The sequence below is a fragment of the Undibacterium sp. Ji42W genome, from assembly GCF_049340405.1.
Classification (GTDB): Bacteria; Pseudomonadota; Gammaproteobacteria; order Burkholderiales; family Burkholderiaceae_D; genus Undibacterium.
Genome location: NZ_JBMPOV010000014.1, coordinates 74,226 through 99,367 on the forward strand (window position 1 = coordinate 74,226; position 25,142 = coordinate 99,367).

A 25,142-nucleotide genomic window follows, 5' to 3' on the forward strand; every position below is an offset into this window, starting at 1 on the left:
CGATGATGAGAAAATCCCGCTTGATAATGAGCCGAAGCTCATCAGCGGGATTTTTATTCCCATGAAAAATATTTCTTTTGCAGTTTTTGTACAGTGCCATCTTTTTGCAAGTTTTCATAAGCCCTGCGCCAGGCACGCTCTTCGTCTTCGCTAACGCCTAAAGAACTCGCCATATACAGCTCGGCACCACCCATGGTCAGCCCGGTTGCAAAGTCCTCAAGACGATAACCAAATTCTTCTATTGCAGAGACCATCACCGGATAGCCTGAATAAATCGCATCAAGCCCGCCCAGTTGCAATAACTTCAGCAGGCTTTGATAATCTTTTTCAAAGCGAATATTACGAAAATTTTGCGCGTGTAGTTCTTGTTCCAGCGAAGAGCCGCGCACGATGCCCACGCGCAAACCGCGCAATTGCTCCAGCGAGGCAATTTCAATATTGACACTGCCAGTGGCTCTCGTACGTTTGCCAAAAAAACGGTTGGGTGTCGAGGTCAAATGGATCAGCCACTTGAAGCTGGCTTCCCGCTCTGCCGTTCTGTCCAGAGGGAAAACGCCATAGGTCTGGCCGTCTTTGGTCATCTTGACTGCCCTGGCCCAGGGATAAACACTCAGGTCGGGTTTGCGCCCCAATTGTGCTGACATGGCCGTAATCAATTCATGCACATAGCCTTGCGGAGTATTATTCTGCAGCCATAGATAAGGGGGGAGTTCGGCAGAGACCCATTTGATTTGCCCATCGGCAGCGGGTTGCGCCTGACTGGGCAGGTTGAATAGCAAAGCAAGCAGGAAAATGAATTTTCTCATCTTAGTCCCATACTGCAAATGTAGCCAAAATGTAGCCCAATATAGCTTGATGTAGCCATTTTTTGGTCGTTTTACCAAGCGTGCAAGTCTGGGTAAAAATCATGTTCCCAGAGAAATTCCAGTATTCAGGCTATGGCCGGTCAGGTCAAGCGAATTTTTATCACGTAGTCTGATTTTTCTGCCAAATAAGTGTTCAGAACGAGAGTAATTTGCCATTTTTATTTTGCCTGGAATTGTCTATAACAATGATTAAGGCAGTTGCACATCCTGTCGTTTTTTCTGCTGGAGATTGTTGCAAAACCAAGATGGCCAGACAAGCTTGAACAACGGGCCAGGCTGATCTTGCAAGCAACCCGGCAGAGCATACGATGCTTGCTGTCTCGTCCCCTGACCATGGTGGTCACCGCGATATTCTCGCAACTGCCTCAGTACTTTCTTACCTTGATGGAGATAGTCATGAGACGCAGAGTGTATTTCATGTTGCCTGATTTGGCCAGCGCGAGGGCCATGTTGGATGAACTTTTACTTGCACGCATAGATGAGCGACATATGCATTTTTGTGCCAGGGAAGGCATGCTGCCAGCCGATATGCCGGAAGCCAATTCCTTCCAGAAAACGGATCTCATACATGGTGCTGAGGTTGGCATGCTCATTGGCGGTATCGCAGGCTTGCTGGCAGGTGGACTATGGATGATCTTCCCGCCTGAAGGCATGGAAATGCGCATACTGGCGGTACTGGTCTCTGCGATAGGTGGCTCGCTGTTTGGCTCCTGGGCATCTGGCAAGGCAGCCAGGTCCATACCCAGTTCCAGCCTCCAGCCTTTCATGGACGACATAGAAAGCGGCAAAGTCTTGCTGATGGTAGATGTACCCTTCAAGCGGATAACAGAAATTCAGCAGCTCGTCAGTAATCGCCACCCTGAAATCCGCTTTGGTGGGGTTGATCCACATGTGCCGGTGTTCAGTTAACTGAAGCTTTCTGCATGCGCGCACCTTGTCCGCACTTCGTCATCAACGGCCAGGGTGCGGCATCATTATTTCTCCAAAACGACTTGCTTGCATAAGCGCCAATTCGGCATACAATGACTGGTTTTTAGACAACATTGCCGAACATGACCGCCACTGCCCTGGAGTTGCACGCGCTTTGCAAGAATTTTGGCCGCCCCGCCGTTGAGAACCTGAACCTCACCGTGCGCCGTGGTGAACTATATGCCTTGCTGGGGCCTAACGGGGCAGGCAAGACCACGACATTGCGAATGGTGGCAGGGCTGATCTCTGCAGACAGTGGCAGCATACGCATACTGGGGCATGAACTGGCGGCCGACCCCGCACTGGCCAAGAGCAGGCTGGCTTATTTGCCCGATGACCCCATGTTATATAACAAACTCAAACCTTTTGAGTATCTGGAATTTGTCGCAGGCCTGTGGGGTGTCGCAGCAGAAGTCGCCGAACCCAAGGCGCGTGAATTGCTGGACTGGCTGGATTTATTGAAGCATGCAGACGAGTTGACCGAAGGTTTCTCGCGCGGCATGAAGCAAAAGCTCGCGCTGGCCGGTGCCCTCATACACCAGCCTGAACTGATCATCCTTGATGAACCACTAACGGGTCTGGACGCTGCCGCTGCCAGACAGGTCAAAGATGTCTTGTTGAACCATGTCAAACAGGGCGGCACCGTTATCCTGACCACTCATATTCTCGACGTGGCCGAGCGCCTGGCAGAACGCATAGGCATCATACAAAACGGCAAGCTTATTGCGGAAGGCACGCTGGAAGAATTGCGCAACCAGACCAGCCAGACTGCGGGCACGCTGGAAGAAGTTTTCCTACAATTGACGGAGCCCGCATAATGGCGCGTGTTTTGCAATTCAAACCAGGCAGTGCCGCCTGGTTGCTGGCGCACGAGTGTCGTCTGGCTTACTACGACATGGGCGAGAACAAGCCTGGCCGCAAGGCGGCGCGTGGCATGTCAGCGTTTGGCATGTGGGTGATCAGCCTGATGTATATTTTTTCCCATGTCGGCGTCTGGCTGCTCATGCGCAAGATGCCGCCTCTGCAAGATGCGATACCTGGCCCTTTGCTGATGGGCGCTGGCATGGCCATGCTGGTGTTAATGAGCTTCATGCTATCGCTGGGTTTGACGCGCAGTGTGCGGGCCCTGTTTGAGCGTGGCGATCTGGATTTGCTGCTGTCTTCACCCTTGTCATCGAAAACTATTTTCCAAGTCAGGTTGACGGGCATTATTTTTTCTGTCGGCTTCTGGTTTTTCGCCTTGCTGACACCGGTGGCAAATGTAGGTCTTCTACTGGGCCAATGGCGCTGGCTGGGTATTTATCCTGCCTTGTTTGCCATGGCTGTACTGGCCGCGGCCCTGTCCATGTTATTGACGCTGACCCTGGTTAAAAGCGTGGGTGTACGCAAGACCAAGACCGTGGCGCAAATCCTTGGCGCACTTACGGGTGCCAGCATGTTTATCATTACTCAGCTATTTGGCAATCTCGGCAAGGAAATGCGCGAGGGTGTGCTGCAACATATCTTGCCTTGGTTCCAGCCTGGCGGCATGCTCGATGCCGATAGCCTCGCATGGGTACCAGCCAGGGCCGTGTTTGGATCTCCCGCGGCAATCAGCGGCTTCCTGATTTTTAGCGGCGTGATCTACTGGTTGACGGCGCAATCCACGCATCGCTTTTTTATCACGGGTGTGCAGCAAGCAGTTGGCCAGGTGCGCAAGACGACGCTGGCAAACCAGGGCAGCGCACAGCATGCTGCCCACTTTGGCCGCAGCTTGCGTGCCACCATTATTTTCAAAGAATGGCGTTTGATTGCCCGTGACCCTAATCTGATATCGCAGGTACTACTGCAGTTACTGTATATCGCCCCTCTGTTCTTTTTGATCTTCAAGTCCAAGTCCCTTGTCCCTGGTGTAGCCTCGGGCCTGGTTTTTCTGGCAGCTTCGCTGGCTGGTTCACTGATCTGGGTCATTATTGCTGCCGAAGATGCGCCCGACTTGCTGCGCGCCGCGCCGGTCAAAGGCCATATCATCCTGACCAGCAAATTGCTGGCAGCGATTTTACCCATACTGATCCTGATTGCACCTGTATTGCTGTGGTTGCTCATGCAGCAATTTGTGCTGGGTTTTGCGGTTGTACTTTGCGTCCTGGCTGCCATGTTGAGTTCAGCATTGATACACCTGTGGCAATCCAAGCCAGCTAGCCGGGACCAGTTCAGGAAGCGTGGACATACGCAAATAATGGCGGGTTTGCTGGAGACCTTGAGCAGTTTCGCCTGGGCTTCCTGTGTGTATGTCGGCAAATTATATGGCTGGTGGGTATTGGTGTCTGTCGCGGCCGCCATGCTGGCTCTGGTAATAGCCTGGTTTTTTAGAATTGAACGAAATCGTTGAGGGCAGGTCTATCTGCGTGGTTTATTTGCCTATTTGCCGTAAATTTATTTGAGTATTGCCCCTATTGATGCATTGAACTACAACCACCCGGGATAGTGATAGCCATGCTTCTGTTGACCAAGAAACGCGTTTTTGTAGCAATCGCCGTATTGCTGGCCGGCGGTGCTGCCGCCATGTACTATCAAAAGGAAAACAGCAAGGCCAAGGAAGAAGAACCCAAGTACAAAACTGCTGCCGCTGACAAGGGCAATATTACCCAGACTGTCACGGCCAGCGGCACGCTCAATCCGGTGGCACTGATCAATGTCGGCTCGCAGGTATCTGGCACCGTGGTGGAATTAAAGGCCGACTTCAATGACCGCGTCAAGCAAGGCCAGGTCTTGCTCAAGCTAGACCCTACCATCTTCAATGCCCAGATCAAGCAGAGTGAAGCCAGCCTGGCATCTGCCGAGGCATCAAAGCGTCTGGCGCAAGCCACGCTGGAACGTAACCAGAAACTGGTTTCGCAAAACTATATCTCTGGCACTGCCATGGACCAGGCCAAACGCGAAGTCGAAGTGGCAGATGCCAATATCAAACTGGCGCGTGCGCAACTTGACCGTGTCAATGCTGACCTCAACAACAGCGTGATACGTTCACCCATAGATGGCGTCATCATCAAGCGCACCATCGACATGGGGCAGACTGTGGCAGCCTCTTTCCAGACGCCTAACCTGTTCCAGATTGCGCGTGACCTGACCAAGATGCAGATCGATACCAGCGTCTCGGAAGCCGATGTCGGCTTGCTTAAAGATGGCCTGCCAGCGCGTTTTGTCGTCGATGCCTATCCTGACCGTGAATTTGAAGCCAAGTTGCGCCAGTTCCGCCTCGCGGCGAATGTGCAGCAGAATGTGGTGACCTATAACGTGGTGCTGGATGTCGATAACAAAGATGAATTGCTGAAGCCCGGCATGACAGCACAAGTACGCCTGGTCGTTGGCAGCCGTGAAAACGTCGTGCGCATTCCTACCGCTGCGCTGCGTTACAAGCCCAGCGAAGAAGAGCAGGCCAAAGAGGCCAAGGCACTCAAGGACAAGGAAAAAAATTCCAGTGGATCAGCCACAGCCTCAGCTGCCGCCAGTGCCAATCTGCCAGCGCCTGACGTTGATGATGACGTGGCCTTCCGTACCAAAAAAGATCTGACCCGCACTTTCAAACTTTATAAACTCGATGACAAGAACCAGGCCAAGACCGTGGATGTCAAAATTGGTTTGTCGAATTTCAAATATACAGAAGTCATTTCCGGTGATTTGAAACCTGGTGACAAAGTCATTACCCGCGCACTGGATAAAGCCGGAGCACGCTGATGATCGATACCCTGATAGCGATACGCCAGGTCAGCAAGAGTTATTTCTCGGGTGGCGTAGAAACCAAGGTCTTGCATGGCATAGATGTGCAGGTGCCGCGCGGCGATTTTCTGGCCGTCATGGGCCAGTCTGGCTCCGGTAAATCGACGCTCATGAATATACTTGGTTGCCTCGATCAGGCGACCAGCGGTTCTTACCTGCTCAATGGTGTCGATACCCTGAGTCTGTCGCGTGCTGAACTGGCCACAATACGCAACCGCACCATTGGTTTTGTATTTCAGAGTTTCAACCTTATCAAGCGCATGAGTGTGGCAGAGAACGTCGCCTTGCCATTGATCTATGCAGGTGCGGGGCGCGACAAGGCACACAAGAAAGCGCTGGTGGAGCTCGAAAGAGTGGGTCTCAAGGAGTATGCCAAACGTCTGCCAAATCAATTGTCTGGTGGCCAGCAACAGCGTGTTGCCATCGCCCGTGCCCTGGTGGCTGATCCGCCCCTGATTTTGGCAGATGAACCCACTGGCAACCTGGATACCCAGACCAGTGAAGACATCATGCGCTCGCTACAGCAATTGAATGCCGACCGTGGCATCACGATCTTGCTGGTCACGCATGAGCCGGATATTGCGGCCTATAGCAAACGCCTGGTACGGCTCAAGGATGGCCATGTTTTATATGATGGCCCGGCGGCAGAAGGTTTGCGCCAGTTGGCAGCATCACATGCCGAATACTCAGAAGCACAAGAGGAGGCAAAATGAATTTCCTCCAGGTTTTTATAGAGGCATTCCGTTCCATGAATGCCAACCGCTTGCGTACTGCCTTGACTATGTTGGGCATTATCATCGGCATTACCTCGGTCGTCATGATGCTGGCCGTTGGTGAAAGTGCGAAAAAATTCATCTCCAAAGAGCTGGAAGTATTGGGCAGCAATCTGATGATTATTTCACCAGGTGCCAACCGCACCCAGGGCGTGCGCGCACGTACTGGTACTGCACCTTCATTGTCGGTAGAAGACGCATTGGCATTGAATGATTTAAGCAGCTTGAATGGCGCTGCACCTGCCTTGCAGGGCTTCTTCCAGTTGACGGTGGGTAATGATAATTCTAATAATGCCGTGCTTGGTGTCACGCCAGAAATGTTCAAGGTGCGTAACTGGAAAGTTGATCAGGGCAATGAATTCAGTGATTCCGACATCCGTGGTGCGGCCCGCATGGTCATCATAGGCAAGAAGCTGGCGGACCAGTTCTTTTACAAGGACAACCCGATAGGGCAATTTGTGCGCATCGACAATGTGCCCTTCCAGGTGGTTGGTGTCTTGCAGGGGGAGGGCCGCATGTTTGATGGTGGTGACCTCGGTGAGATGGTGCTGATCCCGATTACTTCTGCCCGCGCGACCCTGATGCGCAGCCCTTTCCCGCGCAATGTGCATTATGTCGTGGTGCAGGGCAAGAGCGACAAACAATTGAAGGAAGCAGAAGAAGACATCAAGGACATGCTGCGTGACCGCCACCATATCAAGGCCGGGCAGGAAGACGATTTCCGCATCGACAATCTGGCCTCGATAGCCGAGACTGGTGCCAAGATCAGTGCCGGTCTGGCCGCAATGCTGGGTGCCATTGGTGCCATCTCACTCATCGTGGGTGGCATAGGTATCATGAATATCATGTTGGTGTCAGTTACTGAACGTACCCGCGAGATAGGCATACGCATGGCGATAGGTGCCAAGCCGCGTGATGTGTTGTTGCAGTTCCTGACCGAGGCTGTGGTGATCTGCCTGGTCGGTGGCATCATAGGTATCTTGCTGGCGATGGCGGGTGCGGCGGCGATTACTTCTACCGGCAAACTCGAAGTCGTTATAGGTTTGCAAGCCATGGTGGTAGCCTGTGGCTTTGCCAGTTTTGTCGGCATCTTTTTTGGCTTTTATCCGGCACGGCGCGCTTCACGTTTATTACCCGTTGATTGTTTGCGCTATGAGTGATGTAAGAGCCGGTTCCTGATTCACATATCCACCACCAGCAAATGAGAAAAAAATAAGGAGTCGAGAGCGATGAGTTTATTAGGAAATATTCTGTGGCTGATACTGGGTGGATTTTTCACTGGCCTGGCTTGGTGGTTTGCAGGCTTGATTGCGTTTATCAGCATCATAGGCATACCCTGGGGCAGAGCCTGTTTTGTCATAGGTCAGTTGAGTTTTATGCCTTTTGGTAAAGAAGTCGTCAACCGTGCCGATGTCAGCGGGCAGGAAGATATAGGTACCGGGGCACTGGGCATGATAGGTAATATCATCTGGTTCATCGTTGCCGGTATCTGGCTGGCGCTGGCCCATCTGATGTCTGCCCTGTTTTGCTTTATCACCATCATAGGCATACCTTTTGGCCTACAACATCTGAAGCTGGCAGCAATTGCTGTCGCACCCATAGGCAAGATGGTGGTAGATAAATAAAACCAGCAGATAAAAAAATTGCGAAAAAAAAGCTCAGGATTTTTAGTCCTGAGCTTTTTTTGTTTTGGTGCAGCTGATTATTTCTTGCTCTTCGCCATCAGGCCTTCCAGCACCTGCATGGTTGCCTCGCCCAACTGGTCCCGTGAGATATTGGCATTGGCCCCACCTATCATTGAAGGATTGGTCAGGAAACGGCCATCGACAACAAAGGTTGGGGTGCTATCGACCTGGTAGTTGGAAACCAGCTTGCCCAGCCCTTGCAGTTTGCCAAGGACAGAGAAAGAATTATAAAAGCTCACGAACTTGGCCTTGTCTATACCATTCTTGACTGCCCATGCAATATTGTCATCATCGCTGGACAAGCGGTTTCTTTCCACATGCCAGCTAGCCAGTACCTTAGCATGCAGGTTGGCTTCCAGATTCATTGCTTCGAGTGTCAGGAACAGATGTGCTTCCGGGTCTTTGGCACCTGTCAGCGGTAAATGAATACGGCGGAAAACAATACTATCGCCCTGTTTTTTCACCCATGCATTAATGGTCGGCTCCAGCGCATTACAAGCCGGGCAGTGATACATGAAGAATTCTATGATTTCAATTTTCTTTCCCGTAGCCTGGGTGGTTTGCGGGTTTTTCAGGGTAATGAAATCGGCGCCTTCTTTTGGTGTAGCAGGCGAGGCGAGCGCTGTCGCAGAGACAAAGCCCAGGGTGACAAGTAATAAGCGTAAGAAGCGCATGGATTTCCTTTAATCAGGTAGCAAAAATCAGGTAGCAAAACAAGGCGCTGAGCTTACCAGTATTTTGATAATTTGGCAGCGTTTCAGCACATCAATGGTTAAGGTCTGCTGTTGGACATGCAGTTGGCCGAATTGTTCACGGATATTGAACACGAATATGCAGGGAGTATTAATACAGAGAGACTATAAATTGCGACATATTCATGAAATATCTTTAAATAGCAGTACAAACTGCCAAAATCTTGCGCAAAAACTTGCATGACGCCGGTATTCGTAGAAAAATGAAACCGTATTCCCCGCTCCTGACCGGAGTTACGGAAGAGATATTAGCCCAGCAGCAATCACCGCTTTAGCCCAGATTAGCCCAGACTTTGGAACATCTGCAATGATGACCGTGCCCATCGTGATTGACTTCGAAGCCTCAGGCTTTGGCAAAGGTAGCTACCCTATCGAGGTAGGTTACTCGCGCCGTCATGGTGAAGGCTGGTGTACCCTCATCAGGCCAGAATCGGACTGGCAGCATTGGGATATCCATGCCGCCCGCATACACTGCATTCCCCGCGAAATCCTGGTGGAAAGAGGCAAATCAGCCAGTCTGGTGACCGAGCAACTGAATACCGAACTGGCTGGCATGACGGTGTATACCGATGGCTGGACCCAGGATTATGTCTGGATGGCACTCTTATATGATGCTGCCGACAGGGTGCCGAATTTTCGCCTGGCCGATTTGCGCGAGATCATCAGTCCGCAGCAGGAAAGCCTGTGGCATGCAACCAAGGACCAGGTGCAGGAAGACTTGAATATTTCGCGGCACCGGGCCAGCAATGACGCACGGATTTTACAGATGACCTGGTTGCGTACCTATGATGCCGTGCGCTGTCACGGCTGAGAAACTTGATCTACCTTTGTTTGTCTTCTCGCAACATTCCTTAAAATAAATATCAAAATAATATTCAGGCAGTGCAAAATACACGCTTGCTTGGATTTTCCTGCCGGAAATCCTGTTGCGTTGTCAGGAAATGCGAGGAGATGAGTGTTGAAAAAATGGATCATACGCCTGTTATTGTTGGTCATTGCCCTGATCGCGATCCTGGTCGCCTATCTTTTGCTGGCACCTGTGCCTATCAATCCGGTTGCCTGGCAGGCGACGCCTTTTGCCGGTTATTCACCGCCACATGCACGTAATGAAAAACTGGCTGCGCTGAAAACCATAGACATAGGTGAAGAAACCGGCCCTGAGCATATCGCCATGGGCCCGGATGGCAAACTGTATGCCGCTGTCACCTCCGGTGCGATTTTGCGCATGCAGCCAGATGGCAGCCAGCGTGAAGTCTGGGTCAATACTGAGGGCAGGGTGCTGGGCTTCATGTTTGATGCGTCAGGCAATATGATTGCGGCAGATGCGTTTCGCGGCATACTCTCGATTGCGCCTGACAGGCAAATTACTATACTCGTCGACAAGATAGGCGACAGCCCTATCCTGTATGCCGATGCCGTCGTCGTTGCCAAATCGGGCAAGATTTATTTCACGGATGCCAGTCAGCGCTTTGGTGCCAAGGAATCTGGCGGCACTTTCCACGCCAGCGTACTCGATATCCTCGAACATTCAGCGACCGGGCGGGTATTGGAATATGATCCCGCCACCAGACAGACGCGCCTGATTGCAGATGGGCTGTGCTTTGCCAATGGTCTGGCACTCAGCGCTGATGAACAAAGCCTCATCGTCGCCGAAACCGGTGAATACCGTATCTGGAAAATAGCGGTCGCTGCCGACTCCCTGCATATCAAAAACAAGCCGGATAAAAAACTGGCCACTATCCTGCTGCGTGATTTGCCCGGTTACCCCGACAATCTCATGCGTGGCCGTGATGGCCGCATCTGGCTGGGGCTGGCCAAGCCACGCGGTGCGGCAATTGATAACATGGCAGAGAAACCCTGGCTGCGCAGTATTACCCTGCGTCTGCCGCGCGTATTGTGGCCAGTGCCACCCGCTTATGGTCATGTGCTGGCATTTAATGAAGCAGGCAAAATCGTCGCTGATTTGCAAGACCCGACCGGGCATTATCCAGAAACTACCGGTGTCACCGAGACCGAAGACCGCCTGTATATCCAGAGCCTGCATGCGCATGGCATAGGCTGGTTACCGAACCACCTGGTCAAGAAATGAAAAGCATGCCCGCCATTCCTGAGGTCGATGTACTCGTCATCGGTGGCGGTATCAATGGCACTGGCATCGCCCGCGATGCAGCCGGGCGTGGCTTGAGTGTGCTGTTATGTGAGAAAGATGATCTGGCCTCGCATACTTCATCGGCATCCACCAAGCTCATTCATGGTGGTTTGCGTTACCTTGAATATTATGAATTTGGCCTGGTGCGCAAGGCCTTGCAAGAACGTGAAGTGCTCATGCGTTCTGCGCCGCATATCATCAGCCCTTTACGCTTTGTCATGCCGCACGACAAAGGGCAGCGTCCGGCCTGGATGATACGGGCGGGTTTGTTCTTGTACGATCATCTGGCAAAGCGTGAATTGCTGCCCGGTGCAGAATCCATCAATCTGCAAAAACATATCGCCGGTCAACCCCTGCTGGCAGACTTTCGCCGTGGTTTTGCCTATTCCGATGGCTGGGTCAATGATGCTCGTCTGGTTGTCTTGAATGCCATACAGGCGGCAGAAAAAGGCGCCACCATCATGACGCGCACCCGTTGCATCTCGGCCAGAAGGCAGGCGGAACACTGGCTGGTGCAATTGCAACAGACCGATGGCAGCATGATGATGGTGCAAAGCCGCAGCCTGGTGAATGCCAGCGGCCCCTGGGCCATCAACACCTTGCAGCAGGTCCTGCATCAGGGGGCGGTCCAGCATTTGCGTCTCATCAAGGGCAGCCATATCGTCGTGCAGCGCCTTTTCCATCACCCTTATGCGTATATCTTCCAGCATCCCGATGGCCGTATCGTGTTTGCCATTCCCTATGAGCAAGATTTTACCCTGATAGGTACCACGGACCTGGATTACCAGGGCTCGCTTGATGAAGTAGCGATCAGTGAAGCGGAAGTCGCCTATCTGTGTGAGCTGGCCAGCCATTACTTCACCCAGGCCATCAGCCCCGCTGATGTGTTGTGGTCATATTCAGGTGTACGCCCGCTGGTGGAAGAAACCGTGGAAGCGGGTAAGGAAAAAGCAGCCGCCCTGACCCGCGATTACCGGCTCGAACTTGATACTGCTGGTGCACCAGTGCTGAACGTATTTGGTGGCAAGATCACCACTTACCGCAAACTGGCCGAGGAGGCACTGGCCATGCTGGCACCCTTGCTGAATAATGCCAACTCTGCCTGGACGGAACATGCCTGCCTGCCCGGCGGTGATATTTATGGCGAATCGCCAGAAAACCGCGCCGTCAGTGAATTTCATTTATTCATACAACAATGCCAGCAGCAATATGCATGGCTGCCACCGCATCTGGCAGAACGCTATGCCCATGCCTACGGCAGCCGCATCCACGTCTTGCTTAAAGATAAATATTCACTGGCCGACATGGGCGAGATGCTGGTGCCGGGTCTATATGCAGCTGAAGCCGCCTATCTGGTCAAGCATGAGTGGGCACGCACGGTTGATGACGTACTCTGGCGCCGCAGCCGCCTGGGCCTGCATTTGCTGGGTGAAGACACTATCCATCTGCAGGAATGGCTGGACCTCCATACTGCACCAATCCAGTTACCCGCTCTCTAGCCCGCATCAGCCTGACATTCAGCCTGACATGCCGATGTCATAGCAAACTACTATCATCCTCGTTTCCTGGTGCCGCATACGGCTGCTGACTATCCCCGAGTTTCGCAGTTTATCCCCAGAAATTTGCGCACTGTCGCAAGTCTGTGGCTAGCTTTCCCGGCTTTGCTTATTCTGATCATACCAAATCAAAAAACGGGAGATGGCCATGAACAAGACTGCATATATGAACGCGCTGCGTCAGGCGCTGGATGGCTTGCCCGCCAGCGTCATTGAAGACACCATGTGGGAATATGAGCGCAAGTTCGTCGATGCCATGGTGGCTGGCAAGTCTGAAGAAGAAATCGCTGCGGGCCTGCCCAAGCCTGAACTGCTGGCGGCACAAAAGAAAACCAGCATACGTTATCAGGCATTAAAAACAAATTTCAGCATCGGCAATGTGGCAGGTTTGCTGGTTGCCCTGATAGGTCTGATGATTTTCAATCTGTTCATGCTGGTCCCGGCTGTGGCCTACTTCAGTCTGCTGTGCTCAGCCTATATAGTGGCCATGGTGATGTATGTGGCGGGCATAGGCATCACTGCTGCCAGTATCTCTGGTGTTGAACAGTTCAACTTTGATATCCCCGTTGGCAGGCACCATGTGCATAATCACAACGATAATCATCGTATCCGCAATCACAATGTCAGGGTGGATGTGACAGAAACAGGTATCCTCATTGATGGTGAAAAACAGGATGAACATGGCCAGGCGGCAGCTTCAGTACCTGCCGCACCGGTAGCCGCTTCGGCTACATCAGCTGCCTCAGTTGCATCGGCTGCAACAGCAACAGCCTCAGCCGCCTCCGCAACGGTGGTCACACGCACAGTCAGCACAGAAAGCCAGACAGAAAAACTGCATGTAGAGCTTGGTAATCACTTTTCCGGCACCAAGTTATTCTCAGGCCTGGGTTTGCTGCTGGCTTCGATTGCCCTGATGATGTTGAGCATGTTCATGACCAAATACACCTTCATCGGCTTCAAGCATTATTTACGCTGGAACTTGTCGCAATTACAGCTGGGTCATGCAGCCTGATGAGTTCGCAGTTTTCGATTTTTAGTTTTACTTGGTTTTGTAGTTTCATTTAGCTTCAGGAGGAAAAAATGAAAAATATCATACGCACAGGCATAGGCATGTTGGGTCTGGCCGTCGTGTTGACCGCATCCAGCGTGGTATTCATGAGGGCGCATGCCAGCAATGTCGTCAGTAGCGGCTCGGCAGCCAGTGAAGTCCGTCCCGTGACGGCATCCATCGTCAATATTGTACTCAGCGGCCCTATAGACCTGGCGCTGAAACAAGCTGCAACGCCGGAATTGCTGGTCAAGGGCGATGCCAAACTGGTGTCGCGGGTGACCACGAGGCTGGAGGGCAATACCCTGTTTGTCGGTACCCGCGGGATCTATATCTCCGTTGGCAAGACTGAACAAACCAGGATAGAACTGAGTTTGCCCGGCCTGGAAAAACTGCAAACTTCTGGTAGCGGTGACGCCGTCATCAAAGGATTCAAGGGAAACAAGCTCGAAGTAAGCCTGCAGGGCTCAGGCAATATCAATCTTGATGGCGACTACCAGCAGGTATTTGCCAGCCTGAATGGCAGCGGCGACATGAATCTTGGTCTGGGTAACAGTGAGTTGCTGGAGCTTACTTCCAACGGCTCTGGTGACAGTATCCTCAAAGGACAGGTCAAAAGCTTCAATGCCAGATTGTCAGGTTCCGGCGATTTGAAAGCATCTACATTGAAGAGTGCTGTGGTCAACCTGAATTCCATGGGCTCATCCAGCAGCAAAGTATTTGCCAGCCAGGAAATCAAGCTCAAAGTCACTGGCAGTGGTGATGTGCATGTGTCTGGCAACCCGGCAAAACGTAGTGTAGAGCGCCATGGTTCAGCAGATGTGCATTGGGAGTAAGCAGCTTATCGCACGTCAATCACATGATTATCAGGTGTTTTAATACCGGATAAACCCAAATTGGTGCAGTTTGAACTGTTGTTAATTGGTTCGCCTTAGTAGGTGTTGTTAAAAAGAATGAAATTTTCTACAGGAAATTTTTACTTGTGGAGAATTTTATTCTTTATATCATTCATTTTTATGCTTAATATTCGACGCTGAGTCCCTGGTACGGAAACTCTATTTACTTGATGCTTTTTTCTGCAATAATCATTGCGCAGTTGTAAGTATTTGTTTCAATCGAAAAAATTAAAGTTTGTGTGTGTGCTATGTGCATATGCAAATTTTTCTGACCAACCTGACCTGCCAAGAATCATGACTGCTACCAAAAGTAAGTGCCTGACCGCGTTATTTGTTGTGTTCAGCTTTATTAGTGCTGCCGCTGCACAAGAAAATCCCATGCAGTTTCTAAGTCGTGCCAATGCCAAAGTGGCCAGAGCCGCGTCTTTAAAAAACCGCTGGGAAGGCCCGGTTGATGGACCTGCACTACACAAGAAAAAGAAAATCGTTTTCATCGCAGCAGACTTGGGTGATGCGGGCATCAGCAGTGTGTTTAATGGCGTGCGCGAAGCCAGCACCGCTGCAGGTTGGGAAGTTTTGCCCATCAACTGCCGTGGCCGTTGCAACCAGGGCGCATCCATCATCAGCCAGGCGCTGGACATGAAAGCCGATGGTATTGTCCTGGCAGGGGTGGACGTTACCAGCCAAAGCAAGGGCATGGCCGCAGCAGTCAAGGCCAAGATCCCCGTGGTTGGCTGGCATGCCTCGGTGAAAAGTGGTCCGACTGACGGCTTGTTCACTAATATCGCCACCAATCCCAAAGAGGTTGGGCAACTGGCTGCCTTGTATACCGTGGTCGATTCGAATAACAAGGCTGGCATCGTGGTCTTCACTGACTCCACCAATCCCTATCTGTTGGCCAAATCCACTGCCATCGTAGAAACCATACGTCAATGCGAGGGCTGCAAATTGCTGAGCCTGGAAGACGTGCCGCTGGCAGAGTCGCATATCAAGATGAAGGCGGTCGTTGAAAGCCTGGTCAAACGCCATGGCGCGAAGTGGACCCATGTCATTGGCGTCAATGATTTCTATTTTGACTTGCTGGAAGTGCCAACCACAGCCAGCCTGGTTGCCAGCAACAAGCTAGTCGCTGTCGCTGCCGGCGATGGCTCGCCCACAGCCTACAAACGCATACGTGCCAACAGCCTGCAAACCGCGACCGTGCCTGAACCTCTGGGCATGCATGCCTGGCAAATCGTGGATGAACTGAACCGTGCTTTTTCAAATGCCGAGCATAGTAATTATGTGAGTGCCCTGCATTTGGTGACAGCGCAGAATATTGCGTATGATGGCGGACAAAAGAATATGTTTGAGCCGGCTAATGATTTCCGGACTCACTATCAAAAGTTCTGGTCCAAATAGGCCTGATTAAGCTACTGCGCGACCTTATTTTGAGCCTGCGATGCTCGACGTACTAAAGTACGACTGCGCTTCTTAACTCAAATTAAGGCCGCTCGCTACGCTTACTCAAGCCTCTTTGACTGCTGCTGAATGTAAATGCCGGATTGCCGGCTTTTGTTTTTTTATGCTCTTTGGGTTACTGCAGCGAGGATGTTTTCTGGCACTGATTTGTCGATGTACATGCGTTGGTCGGCGGTTTGCATGAGTTTGTCGGCGCTGTGACCGTCGGTGGGGAACAGGGCGCTGCCGAGGGCGGCTTCGATTTCTATGGTGTGTCCCTGTATGGTGCAAGGGCCTTCGAGTATTTTTTTGAGGCGTAGCAGGGTGCTGTCTAGCTGGGATTCCTGGTTGACACCAAAGGTCAGGGCGACGAATTCATCGCCGCCTATGCGGCCTACGAAGTCGGCGTGGCGGCAAAAGCTTTTGAGGCGCTTGGCCACTTCCTTGAGTAGTAAATCCCCGGCCTGATGGCCAAAGCGGTCATTGACTGATTTGAAATGATTCAGGTCTATCAGGATAAAGCCAAAGCCTTGCTGGTTGCGCCCGCTCTGGGCAATCGCCTTGTCCAGCACTTCATCCACATGACGGCGGTTAGGCAAGCCAGTGAGTGCATCTTCCCTGGCCATTTCCAGTATGCTTTTCTGTGCCCGCAGATTGCAGCAGACGCTGACGCCATAAGTCCAGCCCAGCAGACACAGCACCACGATAAGATAGATAAAATTCAATAGGGGATGTTTGGCCAGTTCAGCATTGTTGTTGGAAATGAATGCCAGATGCCAGCGCATGATAAAACCTATCGCCATGATGCTTAAAGAAATCGCGCCTATGCAGGCTGCCAGCAAGTCAAGGTCGCGGGTTTTCCAGATCAGAATAAATGCCGTACTCAGCATCAGGCTGGCAGCGATGACGTCATGGAACAAATAACGGCGTATCATATCGTCCCGGTTGATGAAGGCCAGCAGGACAAATGCCGGTATCAGTACCAGACCCCAGCGCCAGCGTATGTGGGATGGATAGCCGCGAAAACGCAGTGTGCCTTCCAGCATCAGCAGGGTAGTGGTCAGGGTCAGGGAATTGTTAAAGGCAACGATCAAAGACATGGGGATGTCGATGAGGGGGATCAGACGTATCAGCAAAAAAGCCGGTGCGACCATCGATGCCGCTGCAGCCCAGACGCCGGTGCCGGGTATGTCGCGGTTGATATGCCAAACCGCCAGCATGACCAGCATGGAAATCACGCTGATGCAGGCAACTACTAAATCTAGCGTAGCACGATCCAGATTGACCATAGGGAGACCTGGTTGTAACTTCTGGTGAATTCAGGCAGATACACATCAGCTTTGCTTGCAGGAACTGGTGCCGGAAAGCAGGACCTGCAAAACCATATTATGACGCAAACTTATGCAAACAAAAGTGAGTAATTATCATCATCCGCAAGCCAGCAGCGTTGCCGTTATCGGTGCCGGGCCAGCGGGACTGATGGCTGCCGAGACTCTGGCCCTGCGGGGCATCGCTGTCGATGTCTATGATGCCATGCCTTCAGCAGGACGCAAGTTTTTAATGGCAGGTAAAGGGGGCATGAATCTCACACATTCTGAAAATTCTGTCTCTTTCATGACACGGTATGCTGAACGGGAGGCACAACTGGCCCCCATGATAGGCCAGTTCGATGCAGCAGCCCTGCGTGCCTGGGTCAAGGACCTGGGCATAGAAACTTATGTAGGCAGTTCTGGCCGGGTGTTCCCGGTGGATATGAAGGCGGCACCGCTGTTGCGTGCCTGGCTGCACCGCCTGCGTCAGCAAGGTGTGCGTTTTCATATGCGGCATCGCTGGCTGGGCTGGAATGCGCAAGGCCAATTACGCTTTGTCACTCCGGATGGGGAAATCTGCCTGCCTGCAAGGTCACAGGTATTTGCACTTGGTGGTGGCAGCTGGGCCAGGCTGGGATCGGACGGTGCCTGGGTAAGCCTGCTCAGGCACCGTGGCATGGATGTCGCAGATTTGCAGCCCGCCAACTGTGGCTTTGATCTGGACTGGACAACATTTTTCAAGGACAGGTTTGCCGGCCAGCCCCTGTTGACAGTGGCAGCCAGAGTAAAAGACAGTACTCAACCCATGCGCAAGGGGCAATTCGTCATCACTTCTACGGGCGTAGAAGGCAGCCTGATTTATGCGCTCTCTGCTGCGCTGCGTCAGCAATTGCATAACCAGGGCCAGGCAGTGCTGGAACTGGATTTATTGCCAGATACGCCGCTGGGAAAAGTGCTGACAGAGCTTGAGCATCCGCGTGGTTCACGTTCGCTTTCCAGTCATTTGAAAAGCCGCCTGGGTCTTGACGCATTAAAAACGGCCTTGCTGCATGAATGCCTGGATAAAACAGAGTTTAGCCAGGCACAGCTATTGGCGCAGGCCATCAAGGCCCTGCCGGTCGTGCTTAAGGCTACCCGCCCCATCGATGAAGCCATCAGCAGCGCCGGTGGCCTGCGCTTTGAAGCCCTCAATGAAAACCTCATGGCGGTACTGCATCCCGGCCTGTTTTTTGCCGGAGAAATGCTGGACTGGGAAGCACCCACTGGCGGTTACTTGCTGACAGCCTGCTTCGCGACAGCCAGACAAGCTGCAACAGGCGCAGCCAACTGGCTGGAAAACAATCTTGATATCCTGAAATAGTTTCTACTGGCAAGCGCAGAAATCGGTACAATAATAGTTTCCGCGCTGCATCATTTGATTCTGTTCATGAATTTGCATTTCAGGTATTTGTCCGTATGAGTGATTCCCATAACACTGCGCGCGCCAACGTTACGTGGCGCGGTGCTATACAGGTAGTTCCTGGCAAGATCGTACCAGCTAAGATAGTCAGCTTTACTTCTGCCAGCATACAAATGCAGTGCAGTGCTGCCCTCAAAGAAAAGCAGACTTACCAGATGATGATGGAAGTCCCCAAACCGGGTGACGCTTCGCAACGCACCCAGGTCGTGTGCAAGGCTACCTGCATTTATTCCATCTTGAGCGGCAATGAATATCGCGCCGCCATGAAATATTTTGAAGTGCCTGAACAGCATACTGCTCTGCTGGCCCACTGGCATGGCTGAGGCTTGATTGAGGTCCAGACATACCCGCATGATGAGCAGACTGACTTTGCTTATGATATAAACAGGCTTTGATTTATTTGCCTGCGCATCATGTCCAAAGATACTGTTTTACCCGAAACCGCCCAGCGCGTTGCTCAGTTACTCCACAGCCTCGGGCATGACCAGGCTGTGGTCATGTTGCCGGAAACCGGCAAGACTTCTGCCGAGGCAGCAGCAGGCCTGGGTTGCCAGGTTGCAGAAATCGCCAAATCCATCGTCTTCCGCCGTCTCGCTGATGACGCTGCCGTGATGGTTGTTGCCAGCGGCATCAACCGCGTCGATGAACACAAGGTCGCGGCCATCGTTGGCCCGCTGGGCAAGGCTGATGCCCGCTTCGTCAAGGAAAAAATCGGCTATGCCATAGGCGGCGTCTGCCCTATCGGCCACGTAGAAAAAACTGTCATGCTCATCGATGAAGACTTGCTGCAATACCCGCATGTCTGGGCTGCTGCTGGTCATCCACATGCAGTCTTCAGACTGACACCCGAGCAATTGAAAAGTATGACAGGCGCACCTGTCGCTGATGTGGCTTTGCGCGCATGAATATCCTGTATGAATTTGACCCGGCCCAGTTTGTCATGAAGCCTGGTGCGACCGTACCTTCACCCTGTGTGAATATCTGCCGCATGGATGAGAAGACAGGCTTGTGCACAGGCTGCTATCGCAACATCGATGAAATCATTTGCTGGAGCAAGGCAGACAATCACAAGAAGCTGGAAATCTGGGATTTGGTGCAGCAAAGAATGCTGCCCTGAATATTGCTCAAGGCGCGCTTATGCCGTACTTGGGTCGTACTTAAGTCGTACTTACAGCGCACATGCCATCACGAAAGGATAGCGAGTGAAACAACTGGACTGGTATTTCGATTTTATTTCTCCTTTCGCTTATTTGCAGAGTGAAATGCTGCACCAACTACAAGGTGTGAAGCAGATCAATTACCGGCCAGTTTTATTCGCTGGTTTGCTTAATCACTGGGACAATAAAGGCCCGGCAGAAATCGCGCCAAAGCGTCAATGGACCTTTGAGCATTGCGTCTGGCTGGCACACAAGCATGGCATCCCTTTGCGCATGTTGCCTGAACATCCCTTTAATCCCCTGCCTTTGTTGCGCCTGTGCCTGGCTCTGGGCAGCACGCAAGTCGTGGTACAGCGGTTATTCCGTTTTGTCTGGCGCGATGGTTATATACCGGCGCAGTCAGATCATTGGCAAGCCCTGCTGGATGAATCGCAAGTAACACCCGCCATGCTCGATGATGCCGCCGTCAAGGACGCCTTAAAACGCAATGGCGAGCTGGCCATTGCTGCCCGCGTATTTGGCGTTCCGACCGCCATCGTTGATGGCCGCTGTTTCTGGGGGCTCGATGGTACAGACATGTTGCAGGCTTATCTGCAAGGCGATGCCTTCTTTGCATCGGCAGAATTGGCGGCTGCCCAAACCATGCCTTATGGCCAGCAACGCAAGATAGCAGGCAAAACATGATGCAACTGCCTGACTGTATGCAAGTGTTTGAACGGGGCTGGTTGTCCTCGAATAATATCCTGTTCATCGATGAGCAGCAGACCGCTCTGGTTGATAGTGGCTACTTCAGCCACGCTGCTCAGACCATGGCGCTGATACAACATGCCCTGAATGGCCGCAAGCTGGATTTGCTGGTCAATACCCATCTGCATTCTGATCATTGTGGTGGTAATGCCAGCCTGCAACGTCACTATGGCTGCCGCACCCTGATCCCGGTTGCCGATACGCCCGCTGTCGCAATCTGGGATGAAGAAGCTTTGACTTATGCTGCTACTGGCCAGCGCTGCGAGCGCTTCAGTTTTGATGCAGCAATACAGCATGGCGATGAATTGCAACTAGGTGGCATGGACTGGCAGGTAATGGGTGCTCCCGGCCATGATCCGCATTCCATGATCCTGTACTGCGCACAGGAAGGCATACTGATTTCTGCCGACGCCTTGTGGGAAAACGGCTTTGGCGTGATCTTTCCCGAGCTTGAAGGTGAATCCGGTTTTGCCGAACAGACGGCGATATTGCAAGTCATACGTGAACTCAATCCACGCATCGTCATCCCCGGCCATGGCCCGGTCTTTGACAATGTGACGGCAGCCTTGCAAAGGGCAGAATCACGGCTCGATTATCTGCGTACCGACCCGCGCCGCAATGCCCGCAATGCAGTCAAGGTCATGCTGGCTTTCATCTTGCTCGAATCACAGCAAATGAGTCTCGCTACCGCCATCACACAACTCGGCGGCACACGTACCATAACATCTTCTGCCAGCCTGCTGGGCATAGAGCCGCATGCGCTGATACCGCAAATGGCTGATGAACTGGTCAGGGCAGGGGCCGCAAGGCTGGAAGGCGATATGCTGATCAGCGCACGATAGTCCATTCAATTAATCTAGACTGGAAATACCATGCTGCATCACATCTCTCTGGGTGTCCGCGATTTGACGCTGGCTGGCGCATTTTATGATGCCGCCCTCGCTGCCCTCGGTTACCGCCGCGTATTTGAAGACGACACCGCGATAGGCTATGGCCTGCACGATGATAAAGATATCCTGTGTCTGAAATTGAGACCAGATGCAAGCCCGCCGGGCCCAGGTTTTCACCTGGCGTTTACTGCCAGCACCCGCAAGGTAGTTGATCATTTCCATGCGGCGGCACTGGCCATCGCTGGCAGTGATAATGGCGCACCGGGTTTGCGTCCTGATTATGGAGAGTATTACTATGCTGCTTTTTTGATTGACCCGGATGGTCATCGCATAGAAGCAGTGACCAAGGTCACCGAATAGAGCATGAAGCCCACTGTACACATACGGCCTGCAATAGCAAGAGAGAGGTACGGCAATCATTCTCAGTATCTGCCATCTCCAGTCTGCTGGATCAACATGCTACTTTCTTTCATGTCGCCGAACGTGATGGACATTACTGGGATTTTCCCAGATCACCATAGGGCGCACCCAAGAGCTGGTCAGCGCCAAATTTCCTGCCGAACTCGACAGACTTTACGTGCAAGAGTTTTTTACCCGCATAGGGCAGGGCAGCCAGCTTTTACGTGCGGCGGAAACCAGCGCTGCCCGGCATGGTGCCGACGTGATGTGGCTGACACCATGGGCGCATAACGCCAGGGCATTGCAGTTTTATGCCAGGCAGGCTTATGCGGGTAGAGGCAGCACCAGTTTTCTAATGGATAGCGAGGCACATGAAAATCGTGTGCTCTGCAAGCAACTTGGCCGCTAGTCAAGACCTCTATTTTTCAAACCCAATACCTCGATTTTTTCTATGCTGGGCGGGCCGGTAAATAACTCTTCTGCCTTTGCCATCAATGCTTGTGCAATAGGCCCTTGCAAATGCGCCTGTCGGCCTGCTTCAGTTTCAAACGCATCGAAGACACCAAATACGCTTTCAGATAATTGCAGGGCAAACCAGATGGGCGTCGTGCTTTCCTGATTGGCCAGGGCCAGGGCCATTTCCAAAAAGGCGGCGACATCGGCGGCTTTGCCGGGTTTGGCTTCAAAACGGGCGAACAGGGCGTGCTTGATCATGATTTATCTCCATGTGCTTGAATCTATACTTGCATCGCAGGATTGCGATGAAGGGAGACTTTACAGATCAAAGGACTTGCATGATACTGGCGCGATTGACATCTTTGGTATGAATATTGCCATGAGCCTTTCATGAACATCAACGTCCTCGCCCTTGATGGCGTTTTCGATACAGGCCTTTCCATCGTCCTTGATGCACTGACGACAGCCAATGAATTATCGTCTTTGCAGGAGTATCCTGCACCGCCCTTCAAGGTCTCATTGGTAGGTACGCGACGGCGTGTACAAACTGCACAAGGCATGAGTGTGACGGTAGCGCGGGCGGATGAAGTGCCTGGGCCTGATCTGGTCATCGTCCCTGCGCTGGGTTACAAAATGCCGGATACCCTGATGAAGGCACTGGCGCGGCCTGATGTGCAAGACGCGAGTGTTGCCTTGCGCGACTGGGCTGATGATGGTGTGCGTATCGCTGCGGCCTGCATAGGCACCTTCGTACTCGCAGAAAGCGGTGTCCTTGACGAGCGGGATGCGACGACTACCTGGTGGCTCAATCCTCTGTTCCGCCAGCGTTATCCATCTGTACGCCTGAATACCAGCCACATGATCGTGCAATCCGGCCAGTTCCTGACCGCCGGTGCAGCCTTCAGCCATATGGACATGATGCTGTGGCTGATACGCCAGAGCAGCCCTGAGCTGGCAAATCTGGTGGCCAGTTACTTGGTGGTTGATAGCCGTCCATCACAAACGGCCTACATCATTTCTGATCATCTGTCGCATGCTGATCCCACGGTAGAGCGTTTCGACCGCTGGGCGCGCAGTCATCTGGAGCAAGGTTTTAATCTGGATGAGGCAGCCGCTGCACTAGCAACCAGCAAGCGTACTCTGGCGCGACGTATTCATGAGGTATTGGGCAAGACGCCCGTGTCGTATGTGCAGGATTTGCGTATAGAAAAAGCGGTGCATTTGTTGAAGACTTCAAATCAAAGTGTGGAGCAGATTGCGGGGCTGGTGGGGTATGCGGATGGAGTGACTTTGCGGACTTTGTTGAGGAGGAAGTTGGGGAAGGGGATACGGGAGATCAGGGTAGGGTGAGGGACTTGCTGGCTTGTCGGCGACACGCAACCGAGTTAATGATCTTTGATTCGTGACTAATCTCATTCACGTCATTCCAGCGTGCTTTTGGCTGGAATCCAGAGGCGTTCGTAGTTTGCCGCGTCGTTTGTTACATGTCGTACTTTGACCAAATAAATTGCCCTTCGTCGACACAAGCCGGGTCTCGACCCGGCAGCCGAAATTCTTTCTTTGACGCAAAGAAAGAATTCAAAGAAAGGCGACCCACGCGTAGCCGCCCCTAAAGGGGTCCATTTGTGCGGTACAAAAAATGGGAAGGCCCGAAACTCGCTTCGCTCAAACAGCGGTCCTTCTGTTTCCATTTTCTGCACAAATGGCGGCTACACATGGGAACTGCAAAAGTCAAAAGTAACCCCAACGTCAAAAGCAACACCAATACGGCCTTTCGCGTAGGTTGGGCCGGGCCTCGCTACGCTTCATCAGCACAACACTGAGCCTTAAATTAACGTAAATATTTATTGAAATTCATAGAGTGACTTAGGCGTTCTTCAACTGCCACCTATTTCAAACGATAAGCCGCCTCAGAAAACGAACTAACCGGTGCCAGATCCGCATACTCCGTAGTCCTGCCCTGCTGTTTCGCCATGAAAGCTTCCATCAAATTACTGCTTTGCCAGATACCTGATTGCAACCAGCCCATTTGTTGCAGAGCGTCGTGGGTGCTGTGGTCGCGGGCGTAGTGGATGGCTTGCTTGCTGCCCCAGATGGCGACTGGGGGTTTTTCGGCGATTTCTGTGGCCATTTGCAGGGCGGCTGCCAGCATGTTTTCCTGGGTATCGAACAGCTCATTGAGCAGGCCAACTGCTAGCGCGCGTTGTGAAGGCAGGCGGCGACCGGTATAGGCCATTTCGTGGACTATGCCTTCGGGAATCAGTTTTGGCAGGCGTTGTAAAGTACCCAGGTCGGCGGTCATGCCTATGTTGATTTCCTGTATGCAGAAAAAGGCATCGCTGCTGGCCAGGCGTATGTCGCTGGCGCAGATCATGTCTACTCCTCCACCTATGCAGCCACCGTGGATAGCAGTGATGACAGGCATGCGCAATGATTCGATAAGGTTGAAGGCATGGTGCATGTCTTTCAATGCCAGGGCAATATTGGCGCGGCCAACGGCGCTGGCATCATCGAGCGTGATGCCGCCACCGGCAAATACATCCAGCGCCATGCCAGCGGTGAAATGCTTGCCCGTAGAAGAAATGATGAGTACGCGGGCATTCGCCTGGTTTTGCAGGTTTTGCAAAAGCTCTGTCAGCTCACGAAAAAACACGGGCTGCATGGTGTTCAATGCGGCAGGGCGGTTCAGGCGCAGGTGGGCGATTTTATTGCTGATACTGAAGTCAAAGCATTGATAAGTCATGGTGTCTCCACAGGATTTTTATTAGCACGGTAAAATCATACCGGATATGTACGTCCATCAAGCATTCTATGCTCACCGTTAGAGGATA

The 25,142-nt window shown here is 52.3% G+C and carries 27 protein-coding genes; 22 read left to right on the top strand and 5 right to left on the bottom strand.

Translation table 11 applies throughout. The annotated features are described in order from the left end of the window. Positions 1 to 53 precede the first annotated feature (53 nt). Positions 54 to 806 (bottom strand): substrate-binding periplasmic protein, encoded by a 753-nt coding sequence (locus ACO0LG_RS25430; protein ID WP_423030709.1) that lies wholly within the window; start codon positions 804 to 806, stop codon positions 54 to 56. Between the two features lie 456 nt (positions 807 to 1,262). Here ACO0LG_RS25430 and ACO0LG_RS25435 point away from each other — a divergent pair, with 456 nt between their 5' ends. The 7 genes from ACO0LG_RS25435 to ACO0LG_RS25465 all read left to right on the top strand — a co-directional run bounded on the left by ACO0LG_RS25435 (position 1,263) and on the right by ACO0LG_RS25465 (position 7,992). After that, on the top strand, positions 1,263 to 1,775 hold the full coding sequence (locus tag ACO0LG_RS25435; RefSeq protein ID WP_423030711.1) for a DUF1269 domain-containing protein: 513 nt from the start codon (positions 1,263 to 1,265) through the stop codon (positions 1,773 to 1,775). Positions 1,776 to 1,918: 143 nt separating this feature from the next. Further along, positions 1,919 to 2,653 (top strand): ABC transporter ATP-binding protein, encoded by a 735-nt coding sequence (locus ACO0LG_RS25440; protein WP_423030713.1) that lies wholly within the window; start codon positions 1,919 to 1,921, stop codon positions 2,651 to 2,653. Then, the gene (locus ACO0LG_RS25445; protein ID WP_423030715.1) at positions 2,653 to 4,206 is read left to right on the top strand and encodes a hypothetical protein; all 1,554 of its coding nucleotides are present in this window, start codon (positions 2,653 to 2,655) and stop codon (positions 4,204 to 4,206) included. Before ACO0LG_RS25440 ends, ACO0LG_RS25445 begins: the two co-directional genes overlap by 1 nt. Positions 4,207 to 4,310: 104 nt before the next feature. Next, entirely contained in the window at positions 4,311 to 5,552 is a 1,242-nt protein-coding gene (locus ACO0LG_RS25450; protein WP_423030717.1) for an efflux RND transporter periplasmic adaptor subunit, read from the top strand. Next, positions 5,552 to 6,307, top strand: a complete 756-nt coding sequence (locus ACO0LG_RS25455) for an ABC transporter ATP-binding protein (protein ID WP_423030719.1) — start codon at positions 5,552 to 5,554, stop codon at positions 6,305 to 6,307. Before ACO0LG_RS25450 ends, ACO0LG_RS25455 begins: the two co-directional genes overlap by 1 nt. Beyond that, complete coding sequence (locus ACO0LG_RS25460; protein ID WP_423030721.1) at positions 6,304 to 7,527, top strand: ABC transporter permease; 1,224 nt, start codon at positions 6,304 to 6,306, stop codon at positions 7,525 to 7,527. The genes ACO0LG_RS25455 and ACO0LG_RS25460 overlap by 4 nt, the downstream gene beginning before the upstream one ends. A gap of 69 nt (positions 7,528 to 7,596) precedes the next feature. Then, positions 7,597 to 7,992: a YccF domain-containing protein gene (locus ACO0LG_RS25465; protein WP_423030723.1), complete on the top strand. Its 396-nt coding sequence runs from the start codon at positions 7,597 to 7,599 to the stop codon at positions 7,990 to 7,992. Between the two features lie 77 nt (positions 7,993 to 8,069). Here the strand turns inward: ACO0LG_RS25465 and ACO0LG_RS25470 are convergent, their stop codons facing one another. Continuing rightward, positions 8,070 to 8,726, bottom strand: coding sequence for a thiol:disulfide interchange protein DsbA/DsbL (locus ACO0LG_RS25470; protein ID WP_423030725.1), 657 nt, complete (start codon positions 8,724 to 8,726; stop codon positions 8,070 to 8,072). A 385-nt stretch (positions 8,727 to 9,111) separates the two neighbouring features. Between ACO0LG_RS25470 and ACO0LG_RS25475 the strand changes: the two genes are divergently transcribed. The 6 genes from ACO0LG_RS25475 to ACO0LG_RS25500 all read left to right on the top strand — a co-directional run bounded on the left by ACO0LG_RS25475 (position 9,112) and on the right by ACO0LG_RS25500 (position 15,854). Continuing rightward, a complete protein-coding gene (locus tag ACO0LG_RS25475; RefSeq protein ID WP_423030727.1) occupies positions 9,112 to 9,615 on the top strand; it encodes a hypothetical protein in 504 nt (167 codons plus the stop codon). Between the two features lie 144 nt (positions 9,616 to 9,759). Beyond that, entirely contained in the window at positions 9,760 to 10,893 is a 1,134-nt protein-coding gene (locus tag ACO0LG_RS25480) for an SMP-30/gluconolactonase/LRE family protein (protein WP_423030729.1), read from the top strand. After that, positions 10,890 to 12,452 carry a glycerol-3-phosphate dehydrogenase gene (glpD, locus tag ACO0LG_RS25485; RefSeq protein ID WP_423030731.1) on the top strand — a complete coding sequence of 521 codons (1,563 nt, stop codon included), beginning with the start codon at positions 10,890 to 10,892 and terminating at the stop codon, positions 12,450 to 12,452. The genes ACO0LG_RS25480 and glpD overlap by 4 nt, the downstream gene beginning before the upstream one ends. 205 nt (positions 12,453 to 12,657) lie before the next feature. Continuing rightward, on the top strand, positions 12,658 to 13,521 hold the full coding sequence (locus tag ACO0LG_RS25490; protein WP_423030733.1) for a DUF1700 domain-containing protein: 864 nt from the start codon (positions 12,658 to 12,660) through the stop codon (positions 13,519 to 13,521). 68 nt (positions 13,522 to 13,589) lie between these two features. Next, positions 13,590 to 14,393, top strand: a complete 804-nt coding sequence (locus ACO0LG_RS25495; protein ID WP_423030735.1) for a head GIN domain-containing protein — start codon at positions 13,590 to 13,592, stop codon at positions 14,391 to 14,393. A gap of 438 nt (positions 14,394 to 14,831) precedes the next feature. After that, positions 14,832 to 15,854 (top strand): substrate-binding domain-containing protein, encoded by a 1,023-nt coding sequence (locus ACO0LG_RS25500; protein ID WP_423030737.1) that lies wholly within the window; start codon positions 14,832 to 14,834, stop codon positions 15,852 to 15,854. Positions 15,855 to 16,015: 161 nt separating this feature from the next. On the opposite strand, the gene ACO0LG_RS25505 is transcribed toward ACO0LG_RS25500, so the two are convergent. Further along, entirely contained in the window at positions 16,016 to 17,182 is a 1,167-nt protein-coding gene (locus tag ACO0LG_RS25505) for a diguanylate cyclase domain-containing protein (protein WP_423030739.1), read from the bottom strand. Between the two features lie 124 nt (positions 17,183 to 17,306). Between ACO0LG_RS25505 and ACO0LG_RS25510 the strand changes: the two genes are divergently transcribed. From ACO0LG_RS25510 to ACO0LG_RS25545, 8 genes are all read left to right on the top strand, one after another. Beyond that, a complete protein-coding gene (locus tag ACO0LG_RS25510; protein WP_423030741.1) occupies positions 17,307 to 18,563 on the top strand; it encodes a TIGR03862 family flavoprotein in 1,257 nt (418 codons plus the stop codon). Positions 18,564 to 18,658: 95 nt separating this feature from the next. Further along, positions 18,659 to 18,985, top strand: coding sequence for a hypothetical protein (locus ACO0LG_RS25515; protein WP_423030743.1), 327 nt, complete (start codon positions 18,659 to 18,661; stop codon positions 18,983 to 18,985). A 90-nt stretch (positions 18,986 to 19,075) separates the two neighbouring features. Further along, positions 19,076 to 19,567: a YbaK/EbsC family protein gene (locus ACO0LG_RS25520; RefSeq protein WP_423030745.1), complete on the top strand. Its 492-nt coding sequence runs from the start codon at positions 19,076 to 19,078 to the stop codon at positions 19,565 to 19,567. After that, positions 19,564 to 19,779 carry a DUF1289 domain-containing protein gene (locus ACO0LG_RS25525; protein WP_232063134.1) on the top strand — a complete coding sequence of 72 codons (216 nt, stop codon included), beginning with the start codon at positions 19,564 to 19,566 and terminating at the stop codon, positions 19,777 to 19,779. The genes ACO0LG_RS25520 and ACO0LG_RS25525 overlap by 4 nt, the downstream gene beginning before the upstream one ends. An 85-nt stretch (positions 19,780 to 19,864) precedes the next feature. Next, positions 19,865 to 20,503: a 2-hydroxychromene-2-carboxylate isomerase gene (locus ACO0LG_RS25530; protein ID WP_423030748.1), complete on the top strand. Its 639-nt coding sequence runs from the start codon at positions 19,865 to 19,867 to the stop codon at positions 20,501 to 20,503. After that, positions 20,500 to 21,408: an MBL fold metallo-hydrolase gene (locus ACO0LG_RS25535; RefSeq protein ID WP_423030750.1), complete on the top strand. Its 909-nt coding sequence runs from the start codon at positions 20,500 to 20,502 to the stop codon at positions 21,406 to 21,408. Before ACO0LG_RS25530 ends, ACO0LG_RS25535 begins: the two co-directional genes overlap by 4 nt. A gap of 30 nt (positions 21,409 to 21,438) precedes the next feature. Next, positions 21,439 to 21,816 carry a VOC family protein gene (locus tag ACO0LG_RS25540; protein WP_423030752.1) on the top strand — a complete coding sequence of 126 codons (378 nt, stop codon included), beginning with the start codon at positions 21,439 to 21,441 and terminating at the stop codon, positions 21,814 to 21,816. A gap of 136 nt (positions 21,817 to 21,952) precedes the next feature. After that, positions 21,953 to 22,264 (top strand): GNAT family N-acetyltransferase, encoded by a 312-nt coding sequence (locus ACO0LG_RS25545; protein ID WP_423030857.1) that lies wholly within the window; start codon positions 21,953 to 21,955, stop codon positions 22,262 to 22,264. Here the strand turns inward: ACO0LG_RS25545 and ACO0LG_RS25550 are convergent. After that, positions 22,261 to 22,569: a putative quinol monooxygenase gene (locus ACO0LG_RS25550; protein WP_423030754.1), complete on the bottom strand. Its 309-nt coding sequence runs from the start codon at positions 22,567 to 22,569 to the stop codon at positions 22,261 to 22,263. The genes ACO0LG_RS25545 and ACO0LG_RS25550 overlap by 4 nt on opposite strands. Positions 22,570 to 22,701: 132 nt before the next feature. Here ACO0LG_RS25550 and ACO0LG_RS25555 point away from each other — a divergent pair, with 132 nt between their 5' ends. Then, positions 22,702 to 23,661 carry a GlxA family transcriptional regulator gene (locus tag ACO0LG_RS25555; RefSeq protein WP_423030756.1) on the top strand — a complete coding sequence of 320 codons (960 nt, stop codon included), beginning with the start codon at positions 22,702 to 22,704 and terminating at the stop codon, positions 23,659 to 23,661. Between the two features lie 538 nt (positions 23,662 to 24,199). Here ACO0LG_RS25555 and ACO0LG_RS25560 read toward each other — a convergent pair. After that, positions 24,200 to 25,054: an enoyl-CoA hydratase-related protein gene (locus ACO0LG_RS25560; protein WP_423030758.1), complete on the bottom strand. Its 855-nt coding sequence runs from the start codon at positions 25,052 to 25,054 to the stop codon at positions 24,200 to 24,202. Positions 25,055 to 25,142: the final 88 nt, after the last annotated feature.